General features: G+C 43.2%; 20 protein-coding genes. 13 read left to right on the forward strand and 7 right to left on the reverse strand.

Features of this window, described 5'->3' with window-relative positions:
• Positions 1–173: 173 nt before the first annotated feature.
• The 3 genes from ACVBJC_RS11570 to katB all read left to right on the forward strand — a co-directional run bounded on the left by ACVBJC_RS11570 (position 174) and on the right by katB (position 3254).
• Positions 174–611 (forward strand): PaaI family thioesterase, encoded by a 438-nt coding sequence (locus ACVBJC_RS11570; RefSeq protein ID WP_447160913.1) that lies wholly within the window; start codon positions 174–176, stop codon positions 609–611.
• Between the two features lie 375 nt (positions 612–986).
• Positions 987–1241: a YgjV family protein gene (locus tag ACVBJC_RS11575; RefSeq protein WP_447160914.1), complete on the forward strand. Its 255-nt coding sequence runs from the start codon at positions 987–989 to the stop codon at positions 1239–1241.
• A gap of 546 nt (positions 1242–1787) precedes the next feature.
• The gene (katB, locus tag ACVBJC_RS11580; RefSeq protein ID WP_447160915.1) at positions 1788–3254 is read left to right on the forward strand and encodes a catalase KatB; all 1467 of its coding nucleotides are present in this window, start codon (positions 1788–1790) and stop codon (positions 3252–3254) included.
• 696 nt (positions 3255–3950) lie between these two features.
• Here katB and ACVBJC_RS11585 read toward each other — a convergent pair.
• On the reverse strand, positions 3951–4505 hold the full coding sequence (locus ACVBJC_RS11585; protein WP_447160916.1) for a TMEM165/GDT1 family protein: 555 nt from the start codon (positions 4503–4505) through the stop codon (positions 3951–3953).
• A 670-nt stretch (positions 4506–5175) separates the two neighbouring features.
• Here ACVBJC_RS11585 and ACVBJC_RS11590 point away from each other — a divergent pair.
• From ACVBJC_RS11590 to ACVBJC_RS11615, 6 genes are all read left to right on the forward strand, one after another.
• Positions 5176–6375: an amino acid permease gene (locus ACVBJC_RS11590; RefSeq protein ID WP_447160917.1), complete on the forward strand. Its 1200-nt coding sequence runs from the start codon at positions 5176–5178 to the stop codon at positions 6373–6375.
• A 259-nt stretch (positions 6376–6634) separates the two neighbouring features.
• Positions 6635–8791, forward strand: a complete 2157-nt coding sequence (locus ACVBJC_RS11595; RefSeq protein ID WP_447160918.1) for a S46 family peptidase — start codon at positions 6635–6637, stop codon at positions 8789–8791.
• 714 nt (positions 8792–9505) lie between these two features.
• Entirely contained in the window at positions 9506–9796 is a 291-nt protein-coding gene (locus tag ACVBJC_RS11600) for a hypothetical protein (RefSeq protein WP_447160919.1), read from the forward strand.
• Position 9797: 1 nt separating this feature from the next.
• Entirely contained in the window at positions 9798–10388 is a 591-nt protein-coding gene (locus tag ACVBJC_RS11605) for a hypothetical protein (RefSeq protein WP_447160920.1), read from the forward strand.
• On the forward strand, positions 10385–10615 hold the full coding sequence (locus ACVBJC_RS11610) for an ABC-three component system middle component 6 (RefSeq protein ID WP_447160921.1): 231 nt from the start codon (positions 10385–10387) through the stop codon (positions 10613–10615). The genes ACVBJC_RS11605 and ACVBJC_RS11610 overlap by 4 nt, the downstream gene beginning before the upstream one ends.
• Positions 10606–12291 (forward strand): DUF2326 domain-containing protein, encoded by a 1686-nt coding sequence (locus ACVBJC_RS11615; protein ID WP_447160922.1) that lies wholly within the window; start codon positions 10606–10608, stop codon positions 12289–12291. Before ACVBJC_RS11610 ends, ACVBJC_RS11615 begins: the two co-directional genes overlap by 10 nt.
• A 457-nt stretch (positions 12292–12748) precedes the next feature.
• Here the strand turns inward: ACVBJC_RS11615 and ACVBJC_RS11620 are convergent, their stop codons facing one another.
• The 3 genes from ACVBJC_RS11620 to ACVBJC_RS11630 form a co-directional block, all read right to left on the reverse strand.
• Positions 12749–13465 carry an RNA pseudouridine synthase gene (locus tag ACVBJC_RS11620; RefSeq protein ID WP_447160923.1) on the reverse strand — a complete coding sequence of 239 codons (717 nt, stop codon included), beginning with the start codon at positions 13463–13465 and terminating at the stop codon, positions 12749–12751.
• An 8-nt stretch (positions 13466–13473) separates the two neighbouring features.
• Positions 13474–14190, reverse strand: a complete 717-nt coding sequence (locus ACVBJC_RS11625) for a DUF998 domain-containing protein (RefSeq protein WP_447160924.1) — start codon at positions 14188–14190, stop codon at positions 13474–13476.
• Between the two features lie 108 nt (positions 14191–14298).
• Positions 14299–15651 (reverse strand): Na+/H+ antiporter NhaC family protein, encoded by a 1353-nt coding sequence (locus ACVBJC_RS11630; RefSeq protein WP_447160925.1) that lies wholly within the window; start codon positions 15649–15651, stop codon positions 14299–14301.
• 414 nt (positions 15652–16065) lie between these two features.
• On the opposite strand from ACVBJC_RS11630, the gene ACVBJC_RS11635 reads away from it, so the two are divergent.
• The 4 genes from ACVBJC_RS11635 (at position 16066) to ACVBJC_RS11650 (ending at position 21694) form a co-directional block, all read left to right on the forward strand.
• On the forward strand, positions 16066–16590 hold the full coding sequence (locus ACVBJC_RS11635; protein WP_447160926.1) for a DUF3087 domain-containing protein: 525 nt from the start codon (positions 16066–16068) through the stop codon (positions 16588–16590).
• Positions 16591–16809: 219 nt separating this feature from the next.
• Complete coding sequence (locus ACVBJC_RS11640) at positions 16810–18090, forward strand: O-acetylhomoserine aminocarboxypropyltransferase/cysteine synthase family protein (RefSeq protein WP_447160927.1); 1281 nt, start codon at positions 16810–16812, stop codon at positions 18088–18090.
• A 326-nt stretch (positions 18091–18416) separates the two neighbouring features.
• On the forward strand, positions 18417–20276 hold the full coding sequence (locus tag ACVBJC_RS11645) for a diguanylate cyclase (RefSeq protein WP_447160928.1): 1860 nt from the start codon (positions 18417–18419) through the stop codon (positions 20274–20276).
• A 236-nt stretch (positions 20277–20512) separates the two neighbouring features.
• The gene (locus ACVBJC_RS11650; RefSeq protein WP_447160929.1) at positions 20513–21694 is read left to right on the forward strand and encodes a porin; all 1182 of its coding nucleotides are present in this window, start codon (positions 20513–20515) and stop codon (positions 21692–21694) included.
• Between the two features lie 348 nt (positions 21695–22042).
• Here ACVBJC_RS11650 and ACVBJC_RS11655 read toward each other — a convergent pair whose 3' ends face one another.
• The 3 genes from ACVBJC_RS11655 to ACVBJC_RS11665 all read right to left on the reverse strand — a co-directional run bounded on the left by ACVBJC_RS11655 (position 22043) and on the right by ACVBJC_RS11665 (position 25041).
• On the reverse strand, positions 22043–22756 hold the full coding sequence (locus ACVBJC_RS11655) for an oxidative stress defense protein (RefSeq protein WP_447160930.1): 714 nt from the start codon (positions 22754–22756) through the stop codon (positions 22043–22045).
• 195 nt (positions 22757–22951) lie between these two features.
• Complete coding sequence (bluB, locus tag ACVBJC_RS11660) at positions 22952–23596, reverse strand: 5,6-dimethylbenzimidazole synthase (RefSeq protein ID WP_447160931.1); 645 nt, start codon at positions 23594–23596, stop codon at positions 22952–22954.
• Positions 23597–23724: 128 nt separating this feature from the next.
• Positions 23725–25041, reverse strand: coding sequence for an anaerobic C4-dicarboxylate transporter (locus ACVBJC_RS11665; RefSeq protein WP_447160932.1), 1317 nt, complete (start codon positions 25039–25041; stop codon positions 23725–23727).
• Positions 25042–25261: the final 220 nt, after the last annotated feature.

Here is a 25261-nt window from a genome sequence, read left to right on the forward strand (position 1 = left end):
ATCAACCGATCGTAAATACACATCCTGCTCGACAATACTTTCTATGCCTGTTTAAACCACTCATCTTACAGGTTTAAAGATCCTGCCTGACAAAGTAGACTGTGCCCAGTAATAAGTATAAACAACAGCTAATAACAACTAATAACAACTAATAACAACAGTGGAAGCACAATATGTCGATTTGGTTTAAGCCTGTCAGTTTGGAAGTATGCGCGAAAATGGATGCGGGGATGCATGGAAAAGGCACGCTAATGCAAACAATGGGGATCACTATTTCTGAAATCGGTGATGACTATATGAAGGCCACTATGCCGGCAACCCCAGCAGTACATAATCCACTTGGTATAGTTCATGGTGGGGCGAACGTGGCCCTAGCGGAAACGGTAGCCAGTTATGCAGCTAACTTCGCGGTCGACTTTGAAAACTATTATTGCGTTGGCCAAGAGATTAACGCCAATCACTTAAAAGCCTCGCGTAATGGCATTCTTACCGCCACCGCAAAAGCGATCCACTTAGGCAAACGTAGCTCGGTGTGGGAAGTGCTAATCCATAACGGTGCCGGTGAGTTATGCTGTATCTCTCGCATGACTGCAGCTGTGGTTAAGCGCTAAAGACTAAACGGACAGAGGCTTTAAACTACGGCTTAGTCGTCGCTATAAAAGGTGTTGTTTCAACGCCGTGCCAGTGAGCGATGCTTTATTGCAAGATCACTCGCATGACTGCAGCTGTGGTTAAGCGCTAAAGACTAAACGGACAGAGGCTTTAAACTACAGCTTAATCGTCGCTATAAAAGGTGTTGTTTCAACGCCGTGCCAGTGAGTGATGCCTTATTGCAAGATCACTCGCATGACAGCAGCTGTGGTTAATCGCTAAACTTTTATTCGGCTAGGGGCTGTTTTAATGGCTGATTTTTGCGCATACTTATTGCACATTCAAGTTATGTTTGCTGCATAACTTGGTTCGACAAAAACCAATGAGGATAGCGCATGGATAACGCAACAATTTGGGAATGGGTCGGCTATCTAGCGTCGGTTGTCGTCGCGATATCGCTAATGATGTCAAACATCAAAAAGCTTCGTTGGTGGAACCTTATCGGAGCGGCGTTATTTGTAGCCTATGGTTTAGCTATTGATGCGATTCCGGTGGCATTGGTTAACTTCTTTATTGTGCTTATCGACGCCTATTATTTGGTGAAGTTGTACAAAGCTGATTCACATATAAAAGACTCTACTGAGCTATAGTCTACAAACTCTAATTTACAGAGCTTTAAAATAGCTTTGATACACTAATACACAGTTCATTGAGGAGGAAATAAGCTGTTTTCCTCCATTTTTACAAATGTAAATCACGTTAAAACGCTTAATTTAAGCAACTTCTACTATTTTTCATCAGCTTAAATCGCCATTGGTAGCATTTAACGCTTACATCTTTGCTACCCGGTAGTGATTAAATTCAAACATTTCATTTATTGATTAGTATCAATGTTGTTATTCATTTTCAACATTACTCTGCAACGCCTTAATTCAGTTGCAGTTTACTCCAGTCTTAATTTTTCCATTTATATTGTTTTAGCTACCCATCTCTTAATCTGTTATTTGATTTAAGGTTATCTGTTTTAATCGTTTTAATGTTTTTGGTTGTGAGCCTATTATCTGTTCATCGACATACGGCATCCATGCCATATCGCCATAGCGTATCGCACATTGCAAATTGGGGATAAACCATGGCCACACTATTTGATTTAATTGAAACTTGGCTCGAGTCCAGCCAAGATTAAGGAATACTTTATGAGTCAGCAAAATCGAGTTCTTACTGCACAAAACGGCGCACCTATTAGTGATGACCAAAACTCACTATCAGCAGGAGAGCGTGGTCCGCTGCTACTTCAAGATTGGCATCTAATTGAGAAGCTTGCACACTTCAACCGTGAGCGTATTCCAGAGCGTATCGTGCATGCAAAAGGGACTGGGGTTTATGGTACATTTACGCTGACTCGAGACATGAGTGAATTTACGCTAGCAGACCACTTCAATGGTGTGGGCAAGCAGACTGAAACCTTTGTACGTTTTTCAACGGTAGGTGGTGAGATGGGATCTGCTGATGCAGAACGTGATCCTCGCGGCTTTGGTTTACGTTTTTATACCGAGCGTGGTAATCACGATATCGTAGGTAATAACACGCCAACGTTCTTCTTGCGTGATGGTATTAAGTTCCCAGATTTTATCCATACTCAAAAGCGTAACCCACAAACAAACCTTAAAGATCCCCATGCGATGTGGGACTTCTGGGCGCTAAACCCTGAAGCTATGCATCAGGTGACAATCTTAATGTCAGACCGTGGAATTCCAGCTAACTACCGTCAAATGCACGGCTATGGTTCGCATACATTCTCTTTTTGGAATGCAGCGGGTGAGCGTTTCTGGGTTAAATTCCACTTTAAGACTAAGCAGGGCATCGCGAACTTAACGGCGGAGCAGGCAGATATTCTTAAAGGTATCGATCCTGATTCATCGCAGCGCGATATGCTTGCTGCAATTAATGATGGTAACTTCCCTAAGTGGGCGGTAAAAGTACAGATCATGCCAGAAGCTGAGGCGAATACTTATAAGATCAACCCGTTCGATTTGACTAAAGTATGGTCGCATACCGATTATCCACTGATTGAAATTGGTGAGCTTGAACTTAACCGTATGCCGCAAAACTACTTTGCCGAAGTTGAGCAAGTGGCGCTAGCACCAAGCAACTTAGTCCCAGGTGTGGGCGCCTCACCAGATAAGATGTTACAAGCACGTTTGTTTGCGTATGCTGATGCCCAGCGTTACCGCATAGGCGCTAACTATAACCAGCTACCGGTTAACTGCCCACATGCAACGAAGGCAAACCATCACCAACGCGCTGGCGCAATGGCCGGCACACAATGCCCATTCTCTGGTGGTCAGACTGGTGGTGATGCGAGCAGCAACTATGGTCCAAATAGCAATAACGGTCTGCAAGACCAAGCACAATTTGCCGAGCCACCACTGCGTTTAGACGGTGAAGCAGACCGCTATAGCCGTTATGACCAAGATGACTTTAGCCAAGCGGGCGACTTATACCGTCTTCTACCTGAAGATGAAAAAGCGCGATTGATTGCTAACATCGTCGGCAGCTTGAGTGTAGTGAATGAAGCAACGCAAGCTAAGATGGTTGAGCACTTTAGCGCTGCCGATAGCGATTACGGCCAGCGAGTCAAAGCGGCGTTGAAAGTAGGGTAAAGCTGAAAAGGTTCTAGGAAAAAGCAGGCCCTAGGTTCTAGGAAAAGCTAAGAAAGATCCTAAGGACTGAACAAGCATAAAGTTAAAGGCAAGACAGCAGATACTGTTTTGCCTTTTTTGTTTTGATAGAACCTAAAAAGCCTAGAGCACTCGTAAGCTCGTTGCTAGGTCGCTTTGCGGCGAGAGCAGACTTCGCCCTGCTATACCATCAAAAGATGGCATTGCGTTTCTCAACGTAGGTTGGGCTTTAGCCCATCAGTTTATATAGCCTTAATCATGCTAATAAATTTGACGGCATAAATGCCGACCTACAATTGGTTTTTCCTCAGTCAGCTCTGTTTTACTAACATCAAACATCAAACATCAAACATCAAACATCTTTGATGTAGGTTGGGCTTTAGCCCATGAGTTTATATAGCCTTAATCAAGCCAATAAATTTGACGGCATAAATGCTGACCTACAATTGGTTTTTCCTCAGTCAGCTCTGTTTTGCTAACATCAAACATCAAACATCAAACATCAAATATCAAATATCTTTGATGTAGGTTGGGCTTTAGCCCATCAGTTTATATAGCCTTAATCATGCTAATAAATTTGACGGCATAAATGCCGACCTAAAATGATGATTTGCTATAGCTTTTCCTTGAACCTAGGACCTTGAACCTAGAACCTAGAACCGTCTTAGCTTTAACTTCCTAAAATACTAAGGTCACGACACCAAGTAACGCAAACAAGACGGCGCAGCCGCGGTGGATCCAATTTAACGGTAATTTCTCTGCGCTGAAGTGCCCAGCGATGACAACGGGCACATTGGCAATCAGCATGCCCAAAGTGGTTCCCATCACAACCATGGCTAAGGCGTCATACTTAGCCGATAACACAACGGTGGCGATTTGGGTTTTATCGCCCATTTCGGCAATGAAAAACAGCACAAAGGTGGCGAGGAACGGCCCCATCGCATAAAAGCGGCTCTCTTCGGCATCGACTTTATCGGGAATGAGTACCCACAGGGCGATAGCAAAAAAGGATGCGGCAACAAGATAGCGTCCTACTTCAGGGCTTATCCAGGATATGGCCCATTGACCGAGCCAAGCTGCAGCAAAATGATTGACCAGCGTCGATAGAAAAATACCCAGAATAATGGCAGTTTTGTTTTTAAAGCGTGCGGCTAAAATTAGCGCGAGTAGTTGCGTCTTATCGCCGATTTCAGCAATCGCAACAGTGAATGTTGATGCGAGCAGTGCTTCCAAGAGGTATTCCTATGTGGGGATAGCAATTCTAAGCACAGCAACTCTTCCCCAAATTAAGAGGTGCGGTGCTCAGGTCTTGCTGGGCAAACTCAACGGCTAGTGCACATTGAGCTGCTGTATGTACCATGGCATCTGGCCAATTATGTTGATACATACTCAGTAGAAGACTTAAATCATTGTGAGTCATTCTACTGATAGCTACTCCCCTGAAGCGGAGGCGGCATTATAGCGATTGCGTTGTATTTTTCAACGCCGTTGGCGTGGAAATAGCCTATATTTTTGTGAAAATTAGCAGCGGGTCAGCCTAGTGTTGCTTAAGTTTTGTGTGCAAGTTAATAACTCGTGCCAAGTTGGTTTTTAGTGGCTTAGATGGCTTGCTAGCAAGGGACGCAGCTGGTAATGTCAACTCAGTCAATTTTAGAGTAGAGCCGTAATGAAGCAATTCACACTGTATTTTCCACGATTTATCCAGCCTCAGTGGCTATGTTGATAAGGTGAATACACGTATTATTTAACTAGCCGTTGGGGCCAATTGGAATCGCAAGGTCGATGATGACCAGATTCGATTGGGGGCTGTTAATGTTATTGTTAACTTGCAAAATCCTCTCCCTCAAAGTCGTTCTAAATCTGACCTACAAAAATAAATTATAAAATTTAACAGGACAATTTTGTGAACTCAAAAATACTTGGCTCAGTTGCCATTGTCGCCGGAACGGCAATCGGTGGCGGCATGTTAGCCCTGCCTCTGGCAACCGCTTCACTTGGTACACTTCCCGCACTGCTTTTACTCATCGCCATCTGGGGCGTATCAATCTATACCTCTCTATTGATGCTTGAAATTAACCTGCGCACGGGTGTGGGTCTTAATATGCACTCTATTACCGGCAAAACATTAGGCCGAGTGGGGCAGATTTTTCAGGGAGCGTCATTCTTAAGTTTATTATTCGCCTTAACCATGGTGTATCTGATGGGCGGCTCATCGCTGCTTGAGTCTAAGATGGACTTGGTTGGTATGAAGATGGACAACCAGCTTGCTGTATTGATATTTACCGCTATTTTCGGTGGTTTGATTGCGGTTGGTGTGCGCTGGATTGATAAAGTTTCACGGGTACTGTTTACCTCAATGATCGCATTACTTGTGATTGTGGTCGCTTACTTGCTACCAGAAGTGGATATGAGCCTACTGATGCGCAACTCGACTGAAGGCATGGTTAGTAGTGGTGACTTAACCAACCTGTGGTTAGCGGCAATTCCAATTGTATTCACCTCATTTGGTTTTCATGTGTGTATTGCCACGATTGTGCGCTACTTAGATGGTGACGCGATGTCATTGCGTAAGGTATTGATTATCGGCTCAACCATTCCATTGGTGTGTTATATCCTGTGGCTGTTGGTGACACTTGGTACCTTAGGTGGCAAAACCGTGTATGAATTTAGCGGCTCATTACCTATGTTGGTTAGCGCACTGCAAGGTGTGGCTGAATCATCAATTTTGCAGCAGTTCATCGATCTATTCGCTAACCTGGCATTGGTGACCTCATTCCTTGGCGTAACCATGAGCTTGTTTGACTATATTGCCGAACTCACTCGCGCTAAAGAAGGCCTAGCTGGCCGCGCACAAACCTGGCTGCTGACCTTTGTGCCACCGCTATTGTGTGCACTTTATTATCCAGATGGTTTCTACAAGGTGCTTGGTTACGCTGCGATTCCGTTAGTGGTGATGATTATCTTCCTACCGATAGCGATGGCACTACGTCAGCGTAAGCAGAACCTAGGCGGTTATCAGGTGTGTGGCGGTAACACGGCACTTGCTTTAGCTGGGGTTGCAGGGGCAACCATTATTCTAGCCCAGCTATGGGTGGCGCTATAATTTGCCAAGATTAATCTACTTATAGACAAATAAGTATATCAATTAGATTAGGTAACAGCTTTGTAAGAGATTAATTCTGAATCTGTTATCAACATAGCATCTTATGATAAAGTCGAGCTCGATTATGAAAATAATGGCTCGGCTTTTTTGTTTTTCGGGCCCAACAAAATTGACTATCGAAGCACAAGCAATCAACAAAAAATCTTAAAAATACTCATAATAAATGCTTTTAAAAATAATATAAAAATGGACTTATAAAATGAAAAAATGGCTTTTGACAGCAGCTATCGCCACCTCTTTTGGTGCCGTAGCTGACGAAGGTATGTGGCAGCCTCATCAACTTCCTGCCATGGCAGATGAACTGAAAGCGAAGGGATTAGAAATCGACGTTAATTCGATTTCAAAATTGACCGAATTTCCTATGAATGCCGTGATCAGCCTAGGTGGCTGTACGGCATCATTTGTATCACCAAAAGGCCTAGTGGTGACTAACCACCACTGTGCTTACGGCTCAATCCAGTACAATTCAACGCCCGAAAATAACCTGCTACGCGATGGCTTTTTAGCTAAGTCGTTTGGCGAAGAGCTAGCGGCAACACCGGGCTCACGCATTTTCGTGACTGAAAGTGTTACTAACGTGACCGACAAGGTGAAAAAAGGCCTTGAGGGCGAAACCGGTAATGCATTTTACAAAGGCATTGAGCAGAAAGAAAAAGGCTTAGTCGCCGAGTGTGAAAAAGAAGACGGCTACCGCTGTAAAGTTTATAGCTTTCACGGCGGCCTTGAGTATTACCTCGTTAAGCAGCTAGAGATTCGCGATGTGCGCTTAGTGTATAACCCAGCCGCTAGCGTTGGTAAGTACGGCGGCGACGTTGATAACTGGATGTGGCCACGTCACACAGGTGATTACTCATTCTACCGCGCGTATGTCTCTAAAGACGGCAAGCCTGCAGATTTCAGCAAAGACAACGTGCCATACGAGCCAAAGAGCTTCTTGAAAGTGTCGGCTAAAGGCGTGAGCGAAGGTGATTTTGTGATGGTCGCGGGCTACCCAGGGCGTACCAACCGTTACCGCACCGCCAACGAAGTTGAAAATCAATTTGAGTGGGCATATCCAGAAGGTAAAGTCTTACGTGAACGCTTAATTGAAATCATCAAAGAAACTGCGCCAGAAGGCAGTGATGAGCGCATTAAGTATGAAAGCTCAATTGCAGGCCTAGCAAATTATGCTAAAAACTTTACCTCGATGATCGAGTTTTACGGCAAATCGCCCATGCTTGACGACCGTAAAGGCTTAGAGCAAGAGTTAGCGAACTGGATTAAAGCGGACAAGAAGCGTGAGCAGCAATACGGCAAAGTACTGGCTGAGCTTGATAAGTTAATCGCTAAGAGCCAACAAGGCCAAGAACGTGATTTACTGCTGAGCTACATGGGTTACAGCACCATGCTGAGTACAGCTAACCGTTTGTATCGTCTAGCGAACGAAAAAGCATTGCCAGATATGCAACGTGAGCCAGGTTTCCAAGACCGCGATATGACCCGTTTTACCTCTGGTATGGAGCGCATTGAGCGCCGCTATGCAGCCAGTGTTGATAAAGCCATGCTAGCGGATCTCATAACCCGTTACGCAGCGCTGCCACAAGATCAGCGCCTACCAGCATTTGATAAAGCGTTTGGTATTACTAACAACTTTAACGCGGCCGAGCTAAATAAGACGCTGGATAAGATGTATGCCGATACCCAGCTTTCAGACAAAGACACTCGTTTAGCGTGGATGGACAAATCAGTTGCTGATTTCAAGCAATCAAATGACCCGTTCATTCAGTACGCAGTAGCAACTTTCGATGAGCGTATGCAGCGTGAAAATGACAAGAAGCAGTTAGCAGGTAAGCTAATGAAGGTGCGCCCTATGTATATGGACGCCATCATCGCCTATAACCTTGAGCAAGGTAAGCCGGTTTACGCCGATGCCAACTCAAGCCTACGTGTTACCGTGGGTCATGTGAAAGGGTACTCACCAGAAGATGGTCTTAAAGCGGTGCCGTTTACTCGCCTTGAAGGTATCTTGGCCAAAGACACAGGTGTAGAGCCATTTAATGCACCGGCTAAGCAGCTAGAGCTTATCGCAAACAAGCAGTACGGTGATTACTATGTAAAATCACTAGACTCAGTACCAGTTAACTTCCTATCGACGCTTGATACCACAGGTGGTAACTCAGGTTCACCGACCTTAAACGGCCGTGCTGAGCTAGTGGGGCTACTGTTTGACGGCGTATACGAGAGTATTATCGGTGACTGGGGTTACGATCCACAGACTAACCGTTCTATCCAGGTGGATAGCCGTTATATGCTTTGGGTGATGAAGTATCTGGATAATGCAGATAACCTGCTAGAAGAGATGGAAATTGTTAATTAACCTTATAGACCAAGGTTAGATAGGTCTTTTGGATGCAAAAGCCGAAACATTAAGGTGTTTCGGCTTTTTTGATCTTGTGGTTTGGGTTGAGTTTCATGCTCAAACTTTTCTGTATGATACCAAGCTGCGCTTGAGCTTAAAGTTAGACTGCGTCTAACAATTAAAGTCGTGAGCTTCCAGCTCACACACGGGCAAGAAGGGGAAAAAGAGTCAACAGCTACCCCCTCTTGACCATTTCATTTATAAAGAGTCCCTGCCGCCCCGGCGAAGTTACATGCATTAGATACGGGCCTCGTACTTATTCGAAATAGTCTAACGCTTCCGATGGGGCATCTGATGTGAATGGATTCACAAATGCCGTGATGGCATGGACGCCAAAGAACGGCCTGCCCCGCGAAAGCTACGCCGATATCCCTGTCGGCATTACGCGATTTATTCCAACACATTTCGGCAACGCCGATGGGGAACTGGTGTTTTCTGTGAGTTTCGTAACTCATTTTTGCCCCAAAACAAGTTATGAGTCGAGAAATTATGTCGTCTGTTGAGTAAAATTTGCATTAGATGTACTCATGGTCAAGAAAAAGGCAAGACTCGGTCCCGTTTGCGTTCATGATAAAAATTAGAGTGATTAGTGGCATTTCCATATGTTGTATTTGAATCTCTGGAGTCTTTCACGTAACCTGCTGTTATTATGGATAATAGAGAGATTTATAAATGGGCGCAATGATTCGAACAATTCTTAAGTTTGGCCTAGGTATTGCTGGGCTATCTGCACTTTTCTTTTTCATGCTAATGAAGCAATGGCTATCCGTACCAGCCTTTCAGGTAATGACTCCAGATCAGACTTTTTATGCATTGATTGCCTCTTTAGTCGCAATATTTTTATTCTTCGTGATTTTGGTTTCTATGAGCTCATCAAGCAAAGGGCACGTTGCAACAGCATCTGGTAGTGGTCATGCAGTAATCACTACTGGAAAGAATAGTAAAGTTGATATTGGAAAATAGCATGCAACTAGGTAATACAGAAGCCAGTAGCTCGGGGTGTGGACATGCTATTGTGACGAAGGGAAATAACAGTCCAGTAAATATCACTGTCCTAGCAAAAATACCATCTACCCTGACACCATTGCTTAAAGGAATTTTGGGTAGCTATGATCCCATGACTTCTGAGCCAAATGAAGATTATGAAATGCCTCCCAAAACGGAGGATAAAATGGAATACAATGATCTTAAATTATACTCAGAAGATATACGAGAAGCTGCTGGTTTCATGTTTATTGTTGAGTCGTCTATAACCTCTATTGAATCTAACTCAGCAAATGCTAGTAACAGATTCTTATGGGCGATACAGCAAAGGTATAAAAAGGTCAAAAGGACTGTACTACTTGAAAGTGGTCTAACTAAATTTGATCAAGATTCCATATTAGCGTTTGTAAAAAGCAATGCAGACTTGTTTTTTCAGCGAGTTATTGAAGATTTTAGAGAGGAAGTCCATACCAGTGAACGGTTTGAACAAGAAATTATAGATGCTTCAATATTTCTTATTGTTGTATACGGATTTATTAATTGTAAAATATTAGAGCGCCCTACAACATGATAATAAGCAATAATCAATCACAAAAATTAAGCCTTATTGTTATTGGTGCAAATATTCTAACAATCCTAAACTCAAATAGTAATATATGCCCTCTTGCTACGTTCAACATATACAGGGAGAAGTTTGATGATATTACATTTACATACTTTTCTTATGGTCTGGATTGGATCTTTATATGTGGCGCAATTAATATTGATGAATTAGGAAATATAGAGAAATGCAGCTAGTCAGTTTAAAGCTAACAAATAATAACGAGGTCATTCGAGATTTAGTTTTTAATAATGGCCTTAACATAATCACTAACTCTGGTACTAATGGTAATCAAGTTGGTAAAAGTTCTGTTTTAAGAGTAATTAAATACTGCTTCGGCTCTTCCGGTGAAGGGCTTTGGAAAGATCCTGACTCAGGAACAACTAACGAGAAAGTAAAGAAAGCCCTAACTAGCGGCGAGATTAAGTTTTTCCTGACTATTAAAAAGGGAGAGTCCACTATTGTTATTGAACGATTTTTCTCTGAAAGCAATGGGCGGATTTATAGGTTAGGGAAAATTAATGGGATTAGTTTTAATTCCGCTAAGAAATTTAAGGATAAAGTTGCAGAGTTATTTAATCATACGGTTGAACAACCAACCTTAAGCACTATATTTAATAGGTTTTTCAGGCTCGATAAATCAACAGTAAATAATGCTTATAAATTTAATAATACATATACTTCGAATGACATGTATGGGTTGATTTACTCATATTTGCTAGGTTTTTCTGGTCATGAGTTTCTAAAAAAAGACTATGATTACAAACTAGAAACTAAACTTCAGGAAGATAGAAAGAGATCATTGTTAAACGGTGAGGATATAATATTCTATCATAATAGATTAGGTGCAATAGATGATCGAATTATGACTTTACAAGAAAAAGAAGAGGCATATGAATTACAAGGTGTTCACGAGGACGTGCTTGTAAGGCTAAGAATTATTCGGTTAGATATTTCAACGCTATCTACGAAAGTAGCAAACTTGGAAGTTCAACTTAACTACAACCAGAAAACGATTGATGAATACCTTTCTAAATCGTATGAATATGATCAGAATACAATATCAAAAATATACAAAGAAGCCTCAATACTGATACCTAATTTGGAGAGAACTTATGAGGAGTCAGTTAACTTTCATAATTCGATTCTGAATTGTAAGGTTGAGTATGTAAGGGGCAGAATGTCTTCTTTGGAGAAACAGGTAGAGTCTTTAAAAATCGAACTTAATTCCAATCTATCAGAAGAGCAAAGTATATTTAAATCACTTACATCGCAATCCAACCTTGGTTCATTTTTATTGGTAGAAAAAGAGATTCAGAATGAAAAAGAAGAACGAGGTATGGTTAGCTACATAATTAATGAGATTAAAACTATCGAAACTTCGTTGATAAGTATTGATGAAAAAAGGAATATCAACGCAAAAATTCTTTCTAAACATATGGATAACTTCAAGGTAAAGTTGAACTCATTAAATGAGTCATGTAAGAAAATAAGTCAGTCTACCTTCAAAGACTTTAACTTGTTTTTTACTTCTAACTTTGATGAATACCAGAAAGAGTTAAAATTTTCGATTGTAAACGCAGATAAGGTTTTTGGTGATGGTTCTCCTAGAGCTGCGACGATGTGTATCGATATGTCCTTTGCAAAGTATGCTAAAGATAACGCTCTTGATTTGCCTTATTTCACGCTTCAAGACTATTTAGAGTCAAGTGATGAAGATAAACTGGGTAGCTTATTTAAGACAGCTAACGCCCAATCAATACAGACAGTTGTATCTATATTAAATGATAAGCTTTATAAGCTAAAATCAAGTTTTGATGAAAAAGATACGATTCTGACTTTATCACAGGAAGATAAGTTTTTTGGACTGTAAATATTGCTTGCAGCTCGATTCTTGAGCAGTTTAAATTTAGTGGGGTTAGTGTAAACTTTATCTGATTACTATACATTTCCTAATCCCACTACCCAGCTTTAGACCCTTTGTACTAAAACGTTTTTGTCCAAAAGTGCGTTAGAAATGTTTTAGTCTCAGCCATTATCCAAGCTTCCAGTCCATTATTAACTTACAGAAAACACCTATTCCCCATCGGAGTTGCCGAAGGTATTGAAGAACAATCGCGTGAGCGAGTCATGGATGACGAGGTAGCCTTAGGTGAGCCATGGACGGCGAATATGAGGCGATAGCGATTTTCGAAAATAACTGAGGATCAACAACTTCGTCGGGGCGGCTCGGACTCTTTATGAAAGACTTTAGTTGTTAGACGAAGTCTAACTTAGAAGTCAGGCGCAGCCTGATTGAAAAAGTTTAATGGTTAACTCTAACCTAGAACCTAAGCAACAGAAGCTAACAATTCCGTTAGCTCAACGTAACTCAAAGGTCGCATAGAACCCTCTGACAAATTCCCAAGCTGCAAACTTTGAATCGACACCCGTGTAAGGTCGATAACCTTAAACCCCAACGCCTGAGACATACGCCGAATTTGACGGTTTAACCCCTGAGTTAAAGTAATCTGGTACTTATCAGAGTCCAAACGACGCATCACACACGGCAAAGTGGTGACATCTTTATAACTCACCCCAGCGGCCATGCTTGCAAGAAAAGCATCATCAAAATCGCGGTCAACTTGCACATGGTAAGTCTTAGCATGACCGAAATCGGGGTGCATTAACTGGTGAGTGAGCTCGCCATCGTTGGTTAATATCAGTAGGCCGCGGCTGTCTTTATCGAGACGGCCGATAGGGTAGAGGCGGGGTGACGCAGGCAACAGATGCAATAGGCTGTTGGGCAGGTCTGGCAGTAGGCGACTGTCGGTGCCAACGGCTTTATTAAATAACCAATACGCTTTAGCTTCAACGGCGCGAACAAGCTCTTGGTTTACATAAATCTGCTCTAAACATTGCTGGCCATCTGCAGTATCAATAATCGTGACACTATCAACATGGTTAGCAAGGCGGTCGTTAATACGAACTTGTCCGTCTCTTATCAAGCGGGTCGCGGCGCGGCGGGAACAACAGCCGGTTAAGGCAAGGTATTTTGCAAGTCTCATGGATGGGCTTAATGCTCTCCAGCTAGGTAACGCTGTGACAGTTCGAGGTAATTATTAATTGCAATTTTACGTATGCTCCACGCGAATGCAAGGCACCAAAGCATGACGATATTGATCAGGCACCACATGGTAATGGCGGGCCAACAAAAATGCAGTTTGATATTGTGATTGATACAGGGATCAAAGTCTAACGTGCGCCAGTTAAGCTGAAACACTAGCGCTGATGCGGCGATAAATCCCAGTACGCTGAAAAAAAACACTGGCCAGCTACAAATAGAATGGCGGTTAAATTTATCGCTAATACAGAGGAAAAACATCAACACGGTGCCAAGCAGATAGCAAGTGGATACTAATCTATGTAGCTCAAGATAATTAATCGGAAATACGCCCATTAAAATAATGGCAAAGCCCACGACGGCCCCAATAAGCGACAAATAGTGACTAAAGTAACCAAGGCGAAGTAAGTATAACCCTAGCATCGACAGTAAAATGCACAGTCCAGCGATCATTAAGGACATATTGTAAATAAAGGCGTAACGGGTGGCGGTGTAATCACCGAGAAAGTCTGCGCGGCGGTTTAATACATCGAAGCCGATATTTTGATATTCAAACCAGACGGATAAAGAGACGCCTGCTGCCGCAATTGATGCGCCAATAAAAATCATCACTACCACTAGGCGGTGAAGGTCGTACTGCATTGATTGTTCTTGTAATTTATCGTCCATGTGATCCCGGCTTATTGTTATTTTCGAACAATAAAAAAGGAGCACATCTACATGTACTCCTTGATTAATAGAATAGGGTCTTCCTGACCCTATCTTTAAACTGCCTGATTAATGACGTTTACGCAAGATGACTATCGCAATTGCGACCACAGCTAAGATCATGCAGTACCAGGCGTGAGTGACAACATCTAGCGGAGATAGGCTAAAGGTTGAAGCCACTAATAGCGCCTGTGCACCGTATGGGATAAGCCCTTGAATGATACATGAAAATATATCGAGAATACTGGCGGCGCGCTTTGGTGTTACGCCATGCTTCTGCGCGAGATCTTTAGCAATATCGCCTGTAACTACAATCGATACCGTGTTATTAGCCACACAAGTGTTAGTGGTTGCCACGATAGCAGCTATCCCCAGCTCTGATGCGCGGCATGATGCTTCGCCCTTAGCTTTAGAGAAACGACCGATCAGCTTTTCAATTTGTTGGCTAACAAAAGCTAAGCCACCTTGCTGCTGCATTAGTGCGGCTAAACCGCCCACTAACATAGACAAAATGAAGATCTCTTGCATGCTACCAAAGCCTGCATAGATATCTTGGCCGAACTGGATCACGCCGTAATCCATGGTGGTTATGCCAGTAATACCTGCGAGTAAGATACCGATTGTGAGTACAACAAATACGTTTACACCAGCAACGGCTAAAAACAAAATGGTTAGATATGGGATGACTTTGATGAAGTCGACATCTTGCGGTGCAACCTCAGCTTGACCTTGTCCGGCAAGAGTAAATATCACTAAAGTGATGATAGACGCCGGAATAGCGAAGATAAGGTTTTCTTTAAATTTATCTTTCATATGACAGCCCTGAGTACGAGTGGCTGCAATCGTGGTGTCAGAGATAATAGATAAGTTGTCGCCAAATAGTGCGCCAGAGATCACCGCGCCAGCCATAATGGCTAAGTCAATTTGCGCTTCGTTGGCGACACCGAGTGCAATAGGGGCTACTGCTGCGATGGTGCCCATCGAGGTACCCATGGCTGTTGCGATAAATGCCGCTATCACGAAAAAGCCAGGTAGTAATAAGTTAGATGGCACTAGAGACAGACCTAAGGCGACAGTGGCATCAACACCACCGGTTGCTTTAGCGACTGCGGCAAAGGCACCTGCTAACAAATAAATCATACACATGGCAATGATATTTGAGTGACCGATGCCTGCGATAAAGGTTTCAATCGTTTGATTAAGCTTTTGCTTTGAAATCAAAATGGCAAAGATAATGGCCGGTAAAATTGCCACTACGCTGGGTAGCTGATAAAACGCAAAATCTACGCCTTGGCTTTGAAAGTAAACGCCAGCACCAATAAATAGCGCTAAAAACAAAAATAGCGGCGTAAGGGCTAAAAATGATGGGGCCGTGGCCGCAGCGGTGTTTTGGGCTTGTGGGGCATTACTGGAAGTCGTCAATGTTATCTCTCTTATCTTCAATCAGTCTTTGAACCATTGTTCCCATCGCCCTCCTAGCTGGAACAGACTCGTCATTAGTGTTAGCTAAATCATAGAATGGTACATCTCAATAGTTGAGAGGATATGAGATTGAAAGACGTCTGTCAATTTAGACGTCTAGATGTTTTTACCGCTAATCGAGTAATTAATGAAACTTGTGAACTCGGTTGGGTTATTTAGGTGTGGCTTAAGTAGCCGAGGCTCGTTACCAATTAGACACTGCTCCATATGATGCTGGGTATATTGCTAGCGTGCTTTCATTTAGCATTTTAATATTTAGTTTTAGCGGCTAAGCGCTACTTGCAATATACTTTACTCATCGCGGCCATGGCATTATTCATCGGCTAAATAACGACTTTAAATAAGAGAACCCATATGCAATTGATGGAAGTGGATAAGCAAAGCTACCGTAAGAGCACTAACCTAGTGATCATGGGGTTCGTGGCAAGTTTGGCAATATTGGCGCTAGCTTTTGGCGCGTTGCTGATCCACTTTTTTGGTGCTCCAGTGTCAGCGAGTGGTGAATCAACCGGGAATTTTCATTTAAACTTTATTGGTGTGCTTTTAGCACTCGCCACCTGCAGTGCGGTGCTCAATAGTCAAAAGCAAAAGCCGTTTTTCAAAGAAGTGTATTACGTTTGGCGTTTAAAGCAGTTACATAACCAAATTTATCGAAAATTAGCCAAGATAAAAGCAGCAGCAGACAATGATGACACCAATGCGTTTATCATCTTGAGTTTTTACTTTGCTAGCTTAAAGCAGGTTTACACCCTCGATGACAACACACTGACGATATCCAAAGTAGAGCAAGATCAGGCGCAGCTAAATGAAAAGATAGCAGCGTTAGGGTTAACCATTACGCCTGAGCAGTTTGAGCCGGAAATACTCGATAAGATTTAAGATTGCTGTATTAGCTCTGCACCATTGGGGCAGCTTGGGCCATCGAGTCGCGTTTACAATGCAGGCGACTTTGAGTTTAAGCCCAAGCTTTAAAACTCTAGCTTTAAAACTCTAGCTTTCAAACTTTAGCTTTAAAGTTCGGGCTTTAGAATTATTTAGACTTCTAGATGGCTAACTGTTATGTTCGTATTTCAATCAAATGGAATAGGACATGACGCGATGAAACTCGAATCTTTAGCTCTGCACCACGGATATAAATCGGAAGCGACCACCAAGGCTGCAGCGGTTCCAATTTATCAAACGACCTCTTATACCTTTGATGATACCCAGCATGGTGCAGACCTCTTTGACTTAAAAGTGCCTGGCAACATCTACACTCGCATCATGAACCCAACGACAGATGTGCTTGAACAGCGCCTTGCGGCGATAGAAGGCGGCATCGGTGCCCTCGCACTTGCATCGGGTATGGCGGCCATTACCTATGCGATTCAAGCGCTCACCGAAGTGGGCGACAACATCGTTAGCACCAGCCAGCTTTATGGCGGCACCTACAACTTGTTTGCTCATACTTTGCCGCGTCAAGGTGTTGAAGTACGTATGGCAGGCTTTGATGATTTCGAGCAGCTTGATGCATTGATTGATGATAAAACCAAGGCGCTATTTTGCGAATCGATTGGCAATCCTGCGGGCAATATTGTTGACCTACAGCGTTTAGCTGCCATTGCTCACAAGCACGGTGTGCCCTTGATTGTAGATAACACGGTTGCCACGCCCGTGCTGTGTAAACCATTTGAACATGGTGCAGATATCGTTATCCATTCTTTGACTAAATACATCGGCGGCCATGGCACCACTATTGGCGGCGCAATTATCGATAGTGGCAAGTTTGACTGGACAGCGCAGCCTAAGCGTTTTGCGCTACTCAATGAGCCCGACCCGTCTTACCATGGTGTGGTTTATACCCAGGCATTCGGTCCGGCAGCCTTTATTGGCCGTTGCCGCGTTGTGCCGCTGCGTAATACTGGCGCCGCATTAGCGCCTCAGAGCGCTTTCTTGCTGTTACAAGGGCTAGAAACCTTGGCGTTAAGAATGGAGCGTCATTGTGACAACGCTTTGGCCTTAGCTCAGTATTTAGCGTCGCACCCCAAGGTGAGCTGGGTGAACTATGCTGCGCTTGAAAATAGCCCGTTTCAGGATAACTGCCATAAAATTACCGGTGGTAAGGCATCAGGGATCATCAGTTTTGGAATAAAGGCCGATGATGGCAAAGTGGCTGGGGGGCGCTTTATTGATGCACTGCAGATGATTTTGCGATTGGTTAATATTGGCGATGCGAAGTCTTTAGCCTGTCATCCTGCTTCAACCACTCATAGGCAATTGGATGCAACAGAATTAGCCAAAGCTGGGGTGTCAGAGGATTTAGTGCGTATTTCAGTGGGCATCGAACATATTGATGACATCATTAGCGACGTGGCGCAGGCACTAGATAAAGCGAGTTAATGTACAGAACAAGCTGTAGTGAAGCGTTAATCCGTCATGTTCTTGCTGGTGTCGATTCAGTACAAAAGGCTAGCGCAGGTCGCTAGCCTTTTGTGTGTTTAATATTGATATTTACCGTTATCTTCACTGCTTATTGATATTAATATGAAGCGATTTTCTGCTGTTTTAGCATAAAAAATATGGGCTATGTAAAGGGGGGCTTCTAATGATAAGTCCTTATTAAATCAAGCCTATATACAGGATAGGTGTTTGTGTTAAGCTGGCTGAGGATTTTTGTAAAAGAACCAGGGTTGGCAGTGCTTGTTGCAACAAAATGGCTAAAGACAATGATACTTTTTACAGTGGCTTATTTGGCCTCTGTAGCGGGTATATGCGCGCAAGTATCACAATCATTACAATCTTTAGAGCAACAGCTTGCTGACGCTTCTACGGCCGATGGACTGACCCTTCTTGATAGTTTCGATTTAAATTTTACTCACGCCAGTATTCAAGACCAAGCCCAACTGCATTTTTTGTATGCTCAGCAATATGAAAAAAACCGTCAACTTGATCAAGCGATTGCCCGCTACGATCAAGCTATAGCCATCGCAAAGCCGCTTGGTGCATCTAACGTTTTGATCGACAGTTACCTAGAGCGCTCTTTTGCTCTCTACTTAAAGAGCAACGATCCCCTGGTTTATTGCGTCGACAGAAAAAAAGCCTTGGTATTGGCCCGACAACAAAGCGATAAAGAGCTCCTAGCCAAAACACTGACCCAAAATGCTTTTTGCTATAACAAGGTTACCAATGTTCATCAAGGCATTGCCTTGCTTGATGAAGCTATGCTGCTTATTGAAACTGAAGCCAATACTAATTATAACCGTAAGGCGATGATTTATAACGCAACAGGGTCGCTTTACCGTACGGTCGGTTTACATAAACGTGGCTATAGCAACTTTGAAAAAGCCTATCAAACATGGAGTGAGATAGACGATATTCAAGATATGTTTAACATGCAGCACAATATGATTAGTGAAGCGGTTAAGCTCGGTGACTGGGACAAGGCAAAGCATAATATTGAGCAGCAATTTAAATTAACGGAGTCGGCGCCAGAGTTTATCGACTTTGGTTTTTTTGCCCAGCTTAATGCAGGTCGAGTTGCACTGGCAACACACCAGTATGTCACAGCGATTGAGCACTTAGAAAAAGCGTTATCTTTGCAACAAACCACTCAAGAACAGTACTTTATTAGTAGTGGTTACCTGTTTTTAGCCGAAGCCTATTTGCGAACCGGAGATGTTGAAAGAGCAGCGGCGATGGCGCGTATTTTTAAACAAGACCGTAGTTTCCCTAAAAATATGACCAGTTTGACGCTAAAGGCTAATGCGATTATTGCCTTGGATGAGCAGCATTACTTAACTGCGGTAAACATCTTGCTAGAAGTGATCGATCAAGAGCGGCAAACTAATAATCAGATTATTGATAATGAAGTGATTGATTTAGCCTTAGATCATAACTCTAAAGTCGCTGAATTCGAGAATCTACTGCTAGCGAACAAGCTAGCGATTAATGAGCTGAGTTTAGCGGCGGTGGTCGATAAAGAGCGCATCTATGACTTAAGGTTAAGCATCTTCTTCTTAGTGGCCACAGTCCTTCTGATCGCAATCTTGTTTTTGTGGCAATCACGCAAAGCCTTTAAGCTTAGTGCACAAACCGATTTTCTAACGGGGATTGCTAATCGCGCGCATACCTTTAGCCTTGGGCAGCGTATGGTCGATAAAGCGCTTAAGAAGCAGCGACGTTTAGCGGTGATCATTTTCGATATCGACAACTTCAAATCCATTAATGATCAATACGGCCATTATGTTGGTGATCTCGCCATTCAAGCGGTGGCGAAACGTGGTGCTCGTTGGCTAAGAGAGAGAGACTTAATTGGCCGAATTGGTGGTGAAGAGTTTTTAATTGTCTTGCCAGAGACAAGTCAAGAGGAGGCGATGCAGATCTCCGACCGTTTGCGTGAGGGGATTGCCGCTCAAGCGTATACATTTGACGATGTGACTATTGAGTTGACCGTGAGTATTGGTGTTACGGCGTTAACTGGGCAGCAAAGGTGTTTAACAGAGCTAGTTAATCAGGCGGACAAGGGACTCTATAAGGCCAAATTTTCAGGCAAGAATGCGGTGTACTTTATCCAGAGTTACGCTTAAGTTCGAAACCACTATTCCCCTATCATATTCCACATGTTTCCCCGTGACTGAATGAGTATAAGCCTATTTCACTGTTTTCAAGTGATTAAGTCTGCCAAAACTTGTATTAAGTCATTTGTTTGCTATGTTTTTTATTTAGCGAGAGCTGAATTTTATTCGTGCTAGAGCGCGAGACTATTTCAGTTAGGATGTTCGCTAAACGGATTGATGAATAGATAACCAAGGTTGGAGATCCCATGAAAAAAGCGCTAGCAATATTACCCCTTGCCACATTGGCTTTAACGCCATCGGCTTTCGCTGTTGAAATTTATAAAGATGATAAAAACTCCATAGGAATTGGCGGCTACCTTGATGCACGTATTATCGATACCCAAGGACAGACTCAAGTAGTAAACGGTAGCTCTAGAGTCAATATTGGTTTTACACGTGAGATGTCTGATGACTGGAAGGCTTACGCTAAGCTCGAGTGGGGGGTAAACCCTTTTGGTGATACGAACCTGTCATATAGCAGTGAAAGTTTCTTTGAAACCACCACTGATAACTTTCTTAGCAATCGCTTAGGCTATGTCGGTGTTAGTCATGACAAGCTTGGCTCCCTCGCTATTGGTAAGCAGTGGGGGGCATGGTATGACGTTGTTTATAATACTAACTATGGCTTTGTATGGGATGGTAATGCATCTGGTACATACACTTATCAAGGAGATGGCTCCTTTAATGGTACGGGCCGTGCCGATAAAGCACTGCAGTACCGTAACAGCTTTGGTATGTTTAGTTTTGCGTTGCAGGCACAGTTAAAAGATGACTCCTTCGATGTTATCGAACCGGTAGACCAAGTAGCGGCAATGGTAACGACTCCTGCAACAGTCACTCATGTTGAGTATAACTATACCTACGGTGCAGGCCTGACTCTTGATGCAACCGATAGGCTGACCTTCACTGCTGGTGCCAACTTTGGTGAGTTTAAAGCGAGATCGTCTAATGGTTCGCGACTAACCGAAACTGATTATATTTATGGTGGCGGTGTTACCTGGGGAGCATGGGACGACGACGGGTTTTATGCGGCATTAAATGCCAATCAACAGCAATACCATGATACCGATAATATTGGGCGGATTATCCCGGATGCAACGGGTCTAGAGTCACTTTTCTCCTACCTATTTGAAGATGACTTTAAGGTATTTATCTCGTACAACATCTTAAAGGCGGGTGACGAATATGAAGACGCTTATAACGGTGATATTTTTGAGCGTGAATCACTCGTTGCCGGCGGGCACTATATTTGGCAAAACAGTGTTATTTTCTATCTTGAAGGCCGTAAAGATTTGAGTAACTTTGACAGTACTAATAAAGAGCAAGAAAAGCTGATGGGTAAACCTGAAGATGATGGTGTTGCAATAGGCGTACGCTTTATTCTGTAGTATATATACCCAAGCCACCTGAAGATGCAGGGTTCAGTGGGAATTTAATGCGCTTTAAGCAAGGCGTTGATTGCAGTTAATGGTTGTTCCCTTAGCAAGATCAATAACGCAGCAGAAAGTGCATTAAACCCCATCGAAGAAGGCTTTGCGCAAGCCCACTTCGTTGTTGCACTAGCTTAAAAGGGAGTTACCATTCCTACGCTAATACGCCTAGAATTGAACTCGCGCAAGGCCTCTGAAATGAGCATGTTCAAGTCGTTTGGGTATAGTTTCAATAACATTAAAGGCTTACCTTGTTGAAATTGAAACTGGGTAAGCCTTTTTTCTACTTCATTTAACCTAATAAGGCTATTTTAAGCGATAGGTCACTTCGACTCTATCTTGGATCACGACCTGCCCTTGCTGGTAAGTTTGAGCTGCATCGAAGCTTGCTGCTTCAGAGTTCATACGTAACATTACCGGTTGAATAGGGCGCTGCTCAAAGTAACTAATCTGCCAAACACCATCGAGTTTTTCCCCAAACCCTTCAGCCAGCATCTTCGCTTTCTGTTGGGCATCTTTTATCGCGGCCATTCTTGCTTGTTCAACATATTGCGTTTCTTTACTCGACTTTAGCGCGATGTTATTGATGCGGTTTATCCCTTGCTCAAGGGCTGAATCAAGGATGCTATTAAGCTTAGCTAAATCCATCACTGTGACCTTGATGCGGCGGCTAGCGCTATAACCGGTAAGCTGATTAGGCTTATCTTTCTCATAGCGGTATTGCGGTTGTAGGCTGATATTGGCGCTTTGCACTCGCTCTTTATTAACGCCAGCTTTTTCTAGGCGTTGTAAAAAGCGAGCCACGGCTTTATCTGATTCTGTTTTGGCTTCCAGTGCGGTCTTTGCCTTAATCACCACTTCAACATTAACTTCTGCCATATCCGCTTTTACGGTGAGCTGGCTTGTGCCTACAGTGTTGAGGCTAGGAAAATCTAGGCCGTCGGCTGCATGAGCGGTACTTATCATGCTAGTTGAAGCAATAAGGCCTGAGATGAGTGCTGCGATAATTGATGATTTCATAATGACTCCAAAAGTAAAAACGGATGAGATTTATCAAGGTTTGTTTATCTTGTTATGTATAAACGTAGTCATTTTTAAAAAGGGTTTTATTTTTTTAACTATTTTTTTAATTATTTTTTAATTAGTTTTTTTTAATGTGGTTTTTCTAGCAGAGCGGTTCTTTAGTTTATCTCGATAGTTTTATGCCGCTTGGTATTAGTTAAAGCTCTCGGTAAATATCACCTGGCTCTTGTTTTTTTGTTTTTCCCAACCAGCAGTTTTTAACTCAGGTTCAGAGAGAAAATCTTCAACATAGCCAATACATAGATAGCCAATAAGCTCACTATTGCTGGGGGCATTGAGTATTGTTTTAATGGCTTCTGGATCGACGATGCTGACCCAACCTACACCAATATTGAGTGAGCGAGCCATTAACCAGAGGTTTTGAATCGCACAAACTACGCTAAATCGCCCCATATCAGGCATGCTGGTCTGTCCCAGCACGGGCTTTGAAACTGGTTGATAAAAAACGGCTAAATTGACCGGGGCTTCCATGATCCCCTCAAGCTTTAAGTTCTGATATTGCTGCTGTTTAGTAGAGCTAAACTGCTTAGCGCCAGCGGCATTTTCTTTAACAAATGATTGATGTACTTGTTGTTTAACGTTATCAGAGCGGATGACTACAAATTGCCAAGGTTGAGAGTAGCCTACTGACGGGGCATTTAAGGCGGCGTTGAGTAGCTTATCCATGGTGTCATTATCAATATCGGTAGCTAGAAAGCGATTACCTCTTACATCGCGCCTTAGTTGAATAATATCGGCAAGTAAAAGGCTGTCATCGGCTGAAAATTGGCGGCTCATAGGGTTATCTGCATGAAATAGTGCTCTCTGCATGAAATCGAGATAATAAAAAGGCGTCGTATATACAAAATATGACGCCTTAGAACTTAACGATATGTTTGCTAAATCAGCTTTATTTTAGTTTAAAACTAATTGACCATCATAGAGATAAAGTAGCCTATAACCGTTGCCGTTACCACACCGATAAAGCCTGGCATGATAAAGCTGTGATTCACTATGTACTTACCAATATGGGTGCTGCCAGTTCTATCAAAGCTGATGGCGGCTAAGTCACTTGGGTAGAACGGGAAGAAAAAGTATGCGTAACAAGCTGGCAGGACACCGATAAGAACAGGTGCGGGAATACCTAATGAGAATCCAAGCGGTAGCATGATGGTCAGCGTTGCTGCTTGGCTTTTAAGAAATACCGAAGCGGTAAACATTGCTATGGCAAATGACCAGGGATGGGCATGAACAATATCGCTAACTGATTCAATCAAATACGCTTTGTGATGACCAATAATGGTGTCACTTAGCCAAGCAATACCGAAGATAATGATCACCGCTGTCATACCCGCGATAAACACATTGCTGTGTACGATTTTCTTCGGATCAATTTTAGTCGCCAGTAATATCACCGCACCAACCGATAGCATCATAAACTGAATTGCTACCGACATCTTGACCCCTTCAGGCAGCAGTTGTTCGCTGAATATGGCTAGGGCAATAACCGACAATATACCCAGTAGAAAAATACTTAACCCTTTCTTCGCGGTGCTGTCTGATTTAGCTACATCGTCAGTTTCAACTTCGCTATCAACTAGGCTATTTCTAAATTCTTCATCTTGAAGGCGCGCTTGAAACTCTGGGTCTTTATCCAGATCTTTACCGCGCTTAAGGCTCCAGGCTGATGCGACTAACACACCTATTAAGGTCGACGGAATCGTGACGACGAGTACGTCAACCAAGCTGATATCGAGATTGTTTTCCATCGAGGTGGCAATAACGACCGCTGCCGCTGCTGCAATTGGGCTAGCAGTGATCCCCATCTGCGAGGCTACAGTGGCTATTGCTAGCGGGCGCTCTGGGCGAATGCCTTTTTTATAGGCGATATCATAGATAACCGGCAATAGCGGGTAAACCGAGTGACCCGTACCCACCAATACAGTCAATGAATAAGTGCAAAGAGGGCCAAGAAAGACGATTTGGTTTGGGTGTTTGCGCAGTAGCTTTTCGGCGTAGCGAACCAATAGTTTGAGGCCTCCTGTGGCCTCAAGTGTCGCTGATGCGGCAACGACAGCGAGAATAATCAACATTACATTGATAGGGGGCGAGCCTGGCGCAATGCCAAATGCAAACGCTAATACCGAAACACCTAAACCACCGAGTAAACCAAAGGCCACACCACCGTGGCGGATCCCCACAAAAATTACAGTTAACAACAAGAGCATATGTATGAAAAACATAGCGGGGTTCCTTTAGGATTTTTGCGCAAACAGGCGTATTGACTGAGCGATAATGATAAAGCGTGCCATTGAAGCTCGCTGTTAAGATGGAGTTATACCGTATGTTACCGAATGCTTAAATAGCGCGATGACAGCAAGGTGATAGGGCGCAATCATTTGTCGAAGTTTTGGCAAAAACTGTGAAGTTACACATGCCCCCTGTGGCGAGAAATAGTGGCGA

This window comes from Shewanella sp. 0m-6 (assembly GCF_052977325.1).

Excerpts from the sequence above, each read along its gene's own strand:
- ACVBJC_RS11570 (WP_447160913.1), top strand. The coding sequence starts at position 174 with ATGTCGATTTGGTTTAAGCCTGTCAGTTTGGAAGTATGCGCGAAAATG.
- ACVBJC_RS11575 (WP_447160914.1), top strand. The coding sequence starts at position 987 with ATGGATAACGCAACAATTTGGGAATGGGTCGGCTATCTAGCGTCGGTT.
- katB (WP_447160915.1), top strand. The coding sequence starts at position 1,788 with ATGAGTCAGCAAAATCGAGTTCTTACTGCACAAAACGGCGCACCTATT.
- ACVBJC_RS11595 (WP_447160918.1), top strand. The coding sequence starts at position 6,635 with ATGAAAAAATGGCTTTTGACAGCAGCTATCGCCACCTCTTTTGGTGCC.
- ACVBJC_RS11600 (WP_447160919.1), top strand. The coding sequence starts at position 9,506 with ATGGGCGCAATGATTCGAACAATTCTTAAGTTTGGCCTAGGTATTGCT.
- ACVBJC_RS11605 (WP_447160920.1), top strand. The coding sequence starts at position 9,798 with ATGCAACTAGGTAATACAGAAGCCAGTAGCTCGGGGTGTGGACATGCT.
- ACVBJC_RS11610 (WP_447160921.1), top strand. The coding sequence starts at position 10,385 with ATGATAATAAGCAATAATCAATCACAAAAATTAAGCCTTATTGTTATT.
- ACVBJC_RS11615 (WP_447160922.1), top strand. The coding sequence starts at position 10,606 with ATGCAGCTAGTCAGTTTAAAGCTAACAAATAATAACGAGGTCATTCGA.
- ACVBJC_RS11620 (WP_447160923.1), bottom strand. The coding sequence starts at position 13,465 with ATGAGACTTGCAAAATACCTTGCCTTAACCGGCTGTTGTTCCCGCCGC.
- ACVBJC_RS11625 (WP_447160924.1), bottom strand. The coding sequence starts at position 14,190 with ATGGACGATAAATTACAAGAACAATCAATGCAGTACGACCTTCACCGC.
- ACVBJC_RS11635 (WP_447160926.1), top strand. The coding sequence starts at position 16,066 with ATGCAATTGATGGAAGTGGATAAGCAAAGCTACCGTAAGAGCACTAAC.
- ACVBJC_RS11640 (WP_447160927.1), top strand. The coding sequence starts at position 16,810 with ATGAAACTCGAATCTTTAGCTCTGCACCACGGATATAAATCGGAAGCG.
- ACVBJC_RS11645 (WP_447160928.1), top strand. The coding sequence starts at position 18,417 with ATGATACTTTTTACAGTGGCTTATTTGGCCTCTGTAGCGGGTATATGC.
- ACVBJC_RS11650 (WP_447160929.1), top strand. The coding sequence starts at position 20,513 with ATGAAAAAAGCGCTAGCAATATTACCCCTTGCCACATTGGCTTTAACG.
- ACVBJC_RS11655 (WP_447160930.1), bottom strand. The coding sequence starts at position 22,756 with ATGAAATCATCAATTATCGCAGCACTCATCTCAGGCCTTATTGCTTCA.
- bluB (WP_447160931.1), bottom strand. The coding sequence starts at position 23,596 with ATGAGCCGCCAATTTTCAGCCGATGACAGCCTTTTACTTGCCGATATT.
- ACVBJC_RS11665 (WP_447160932.1), bottom strand. The coding sequence starts at position 25,041 with ATGTTTTTCATACATATGCTCTTGTTGTTAACTGTAATTTTTGTGGGG.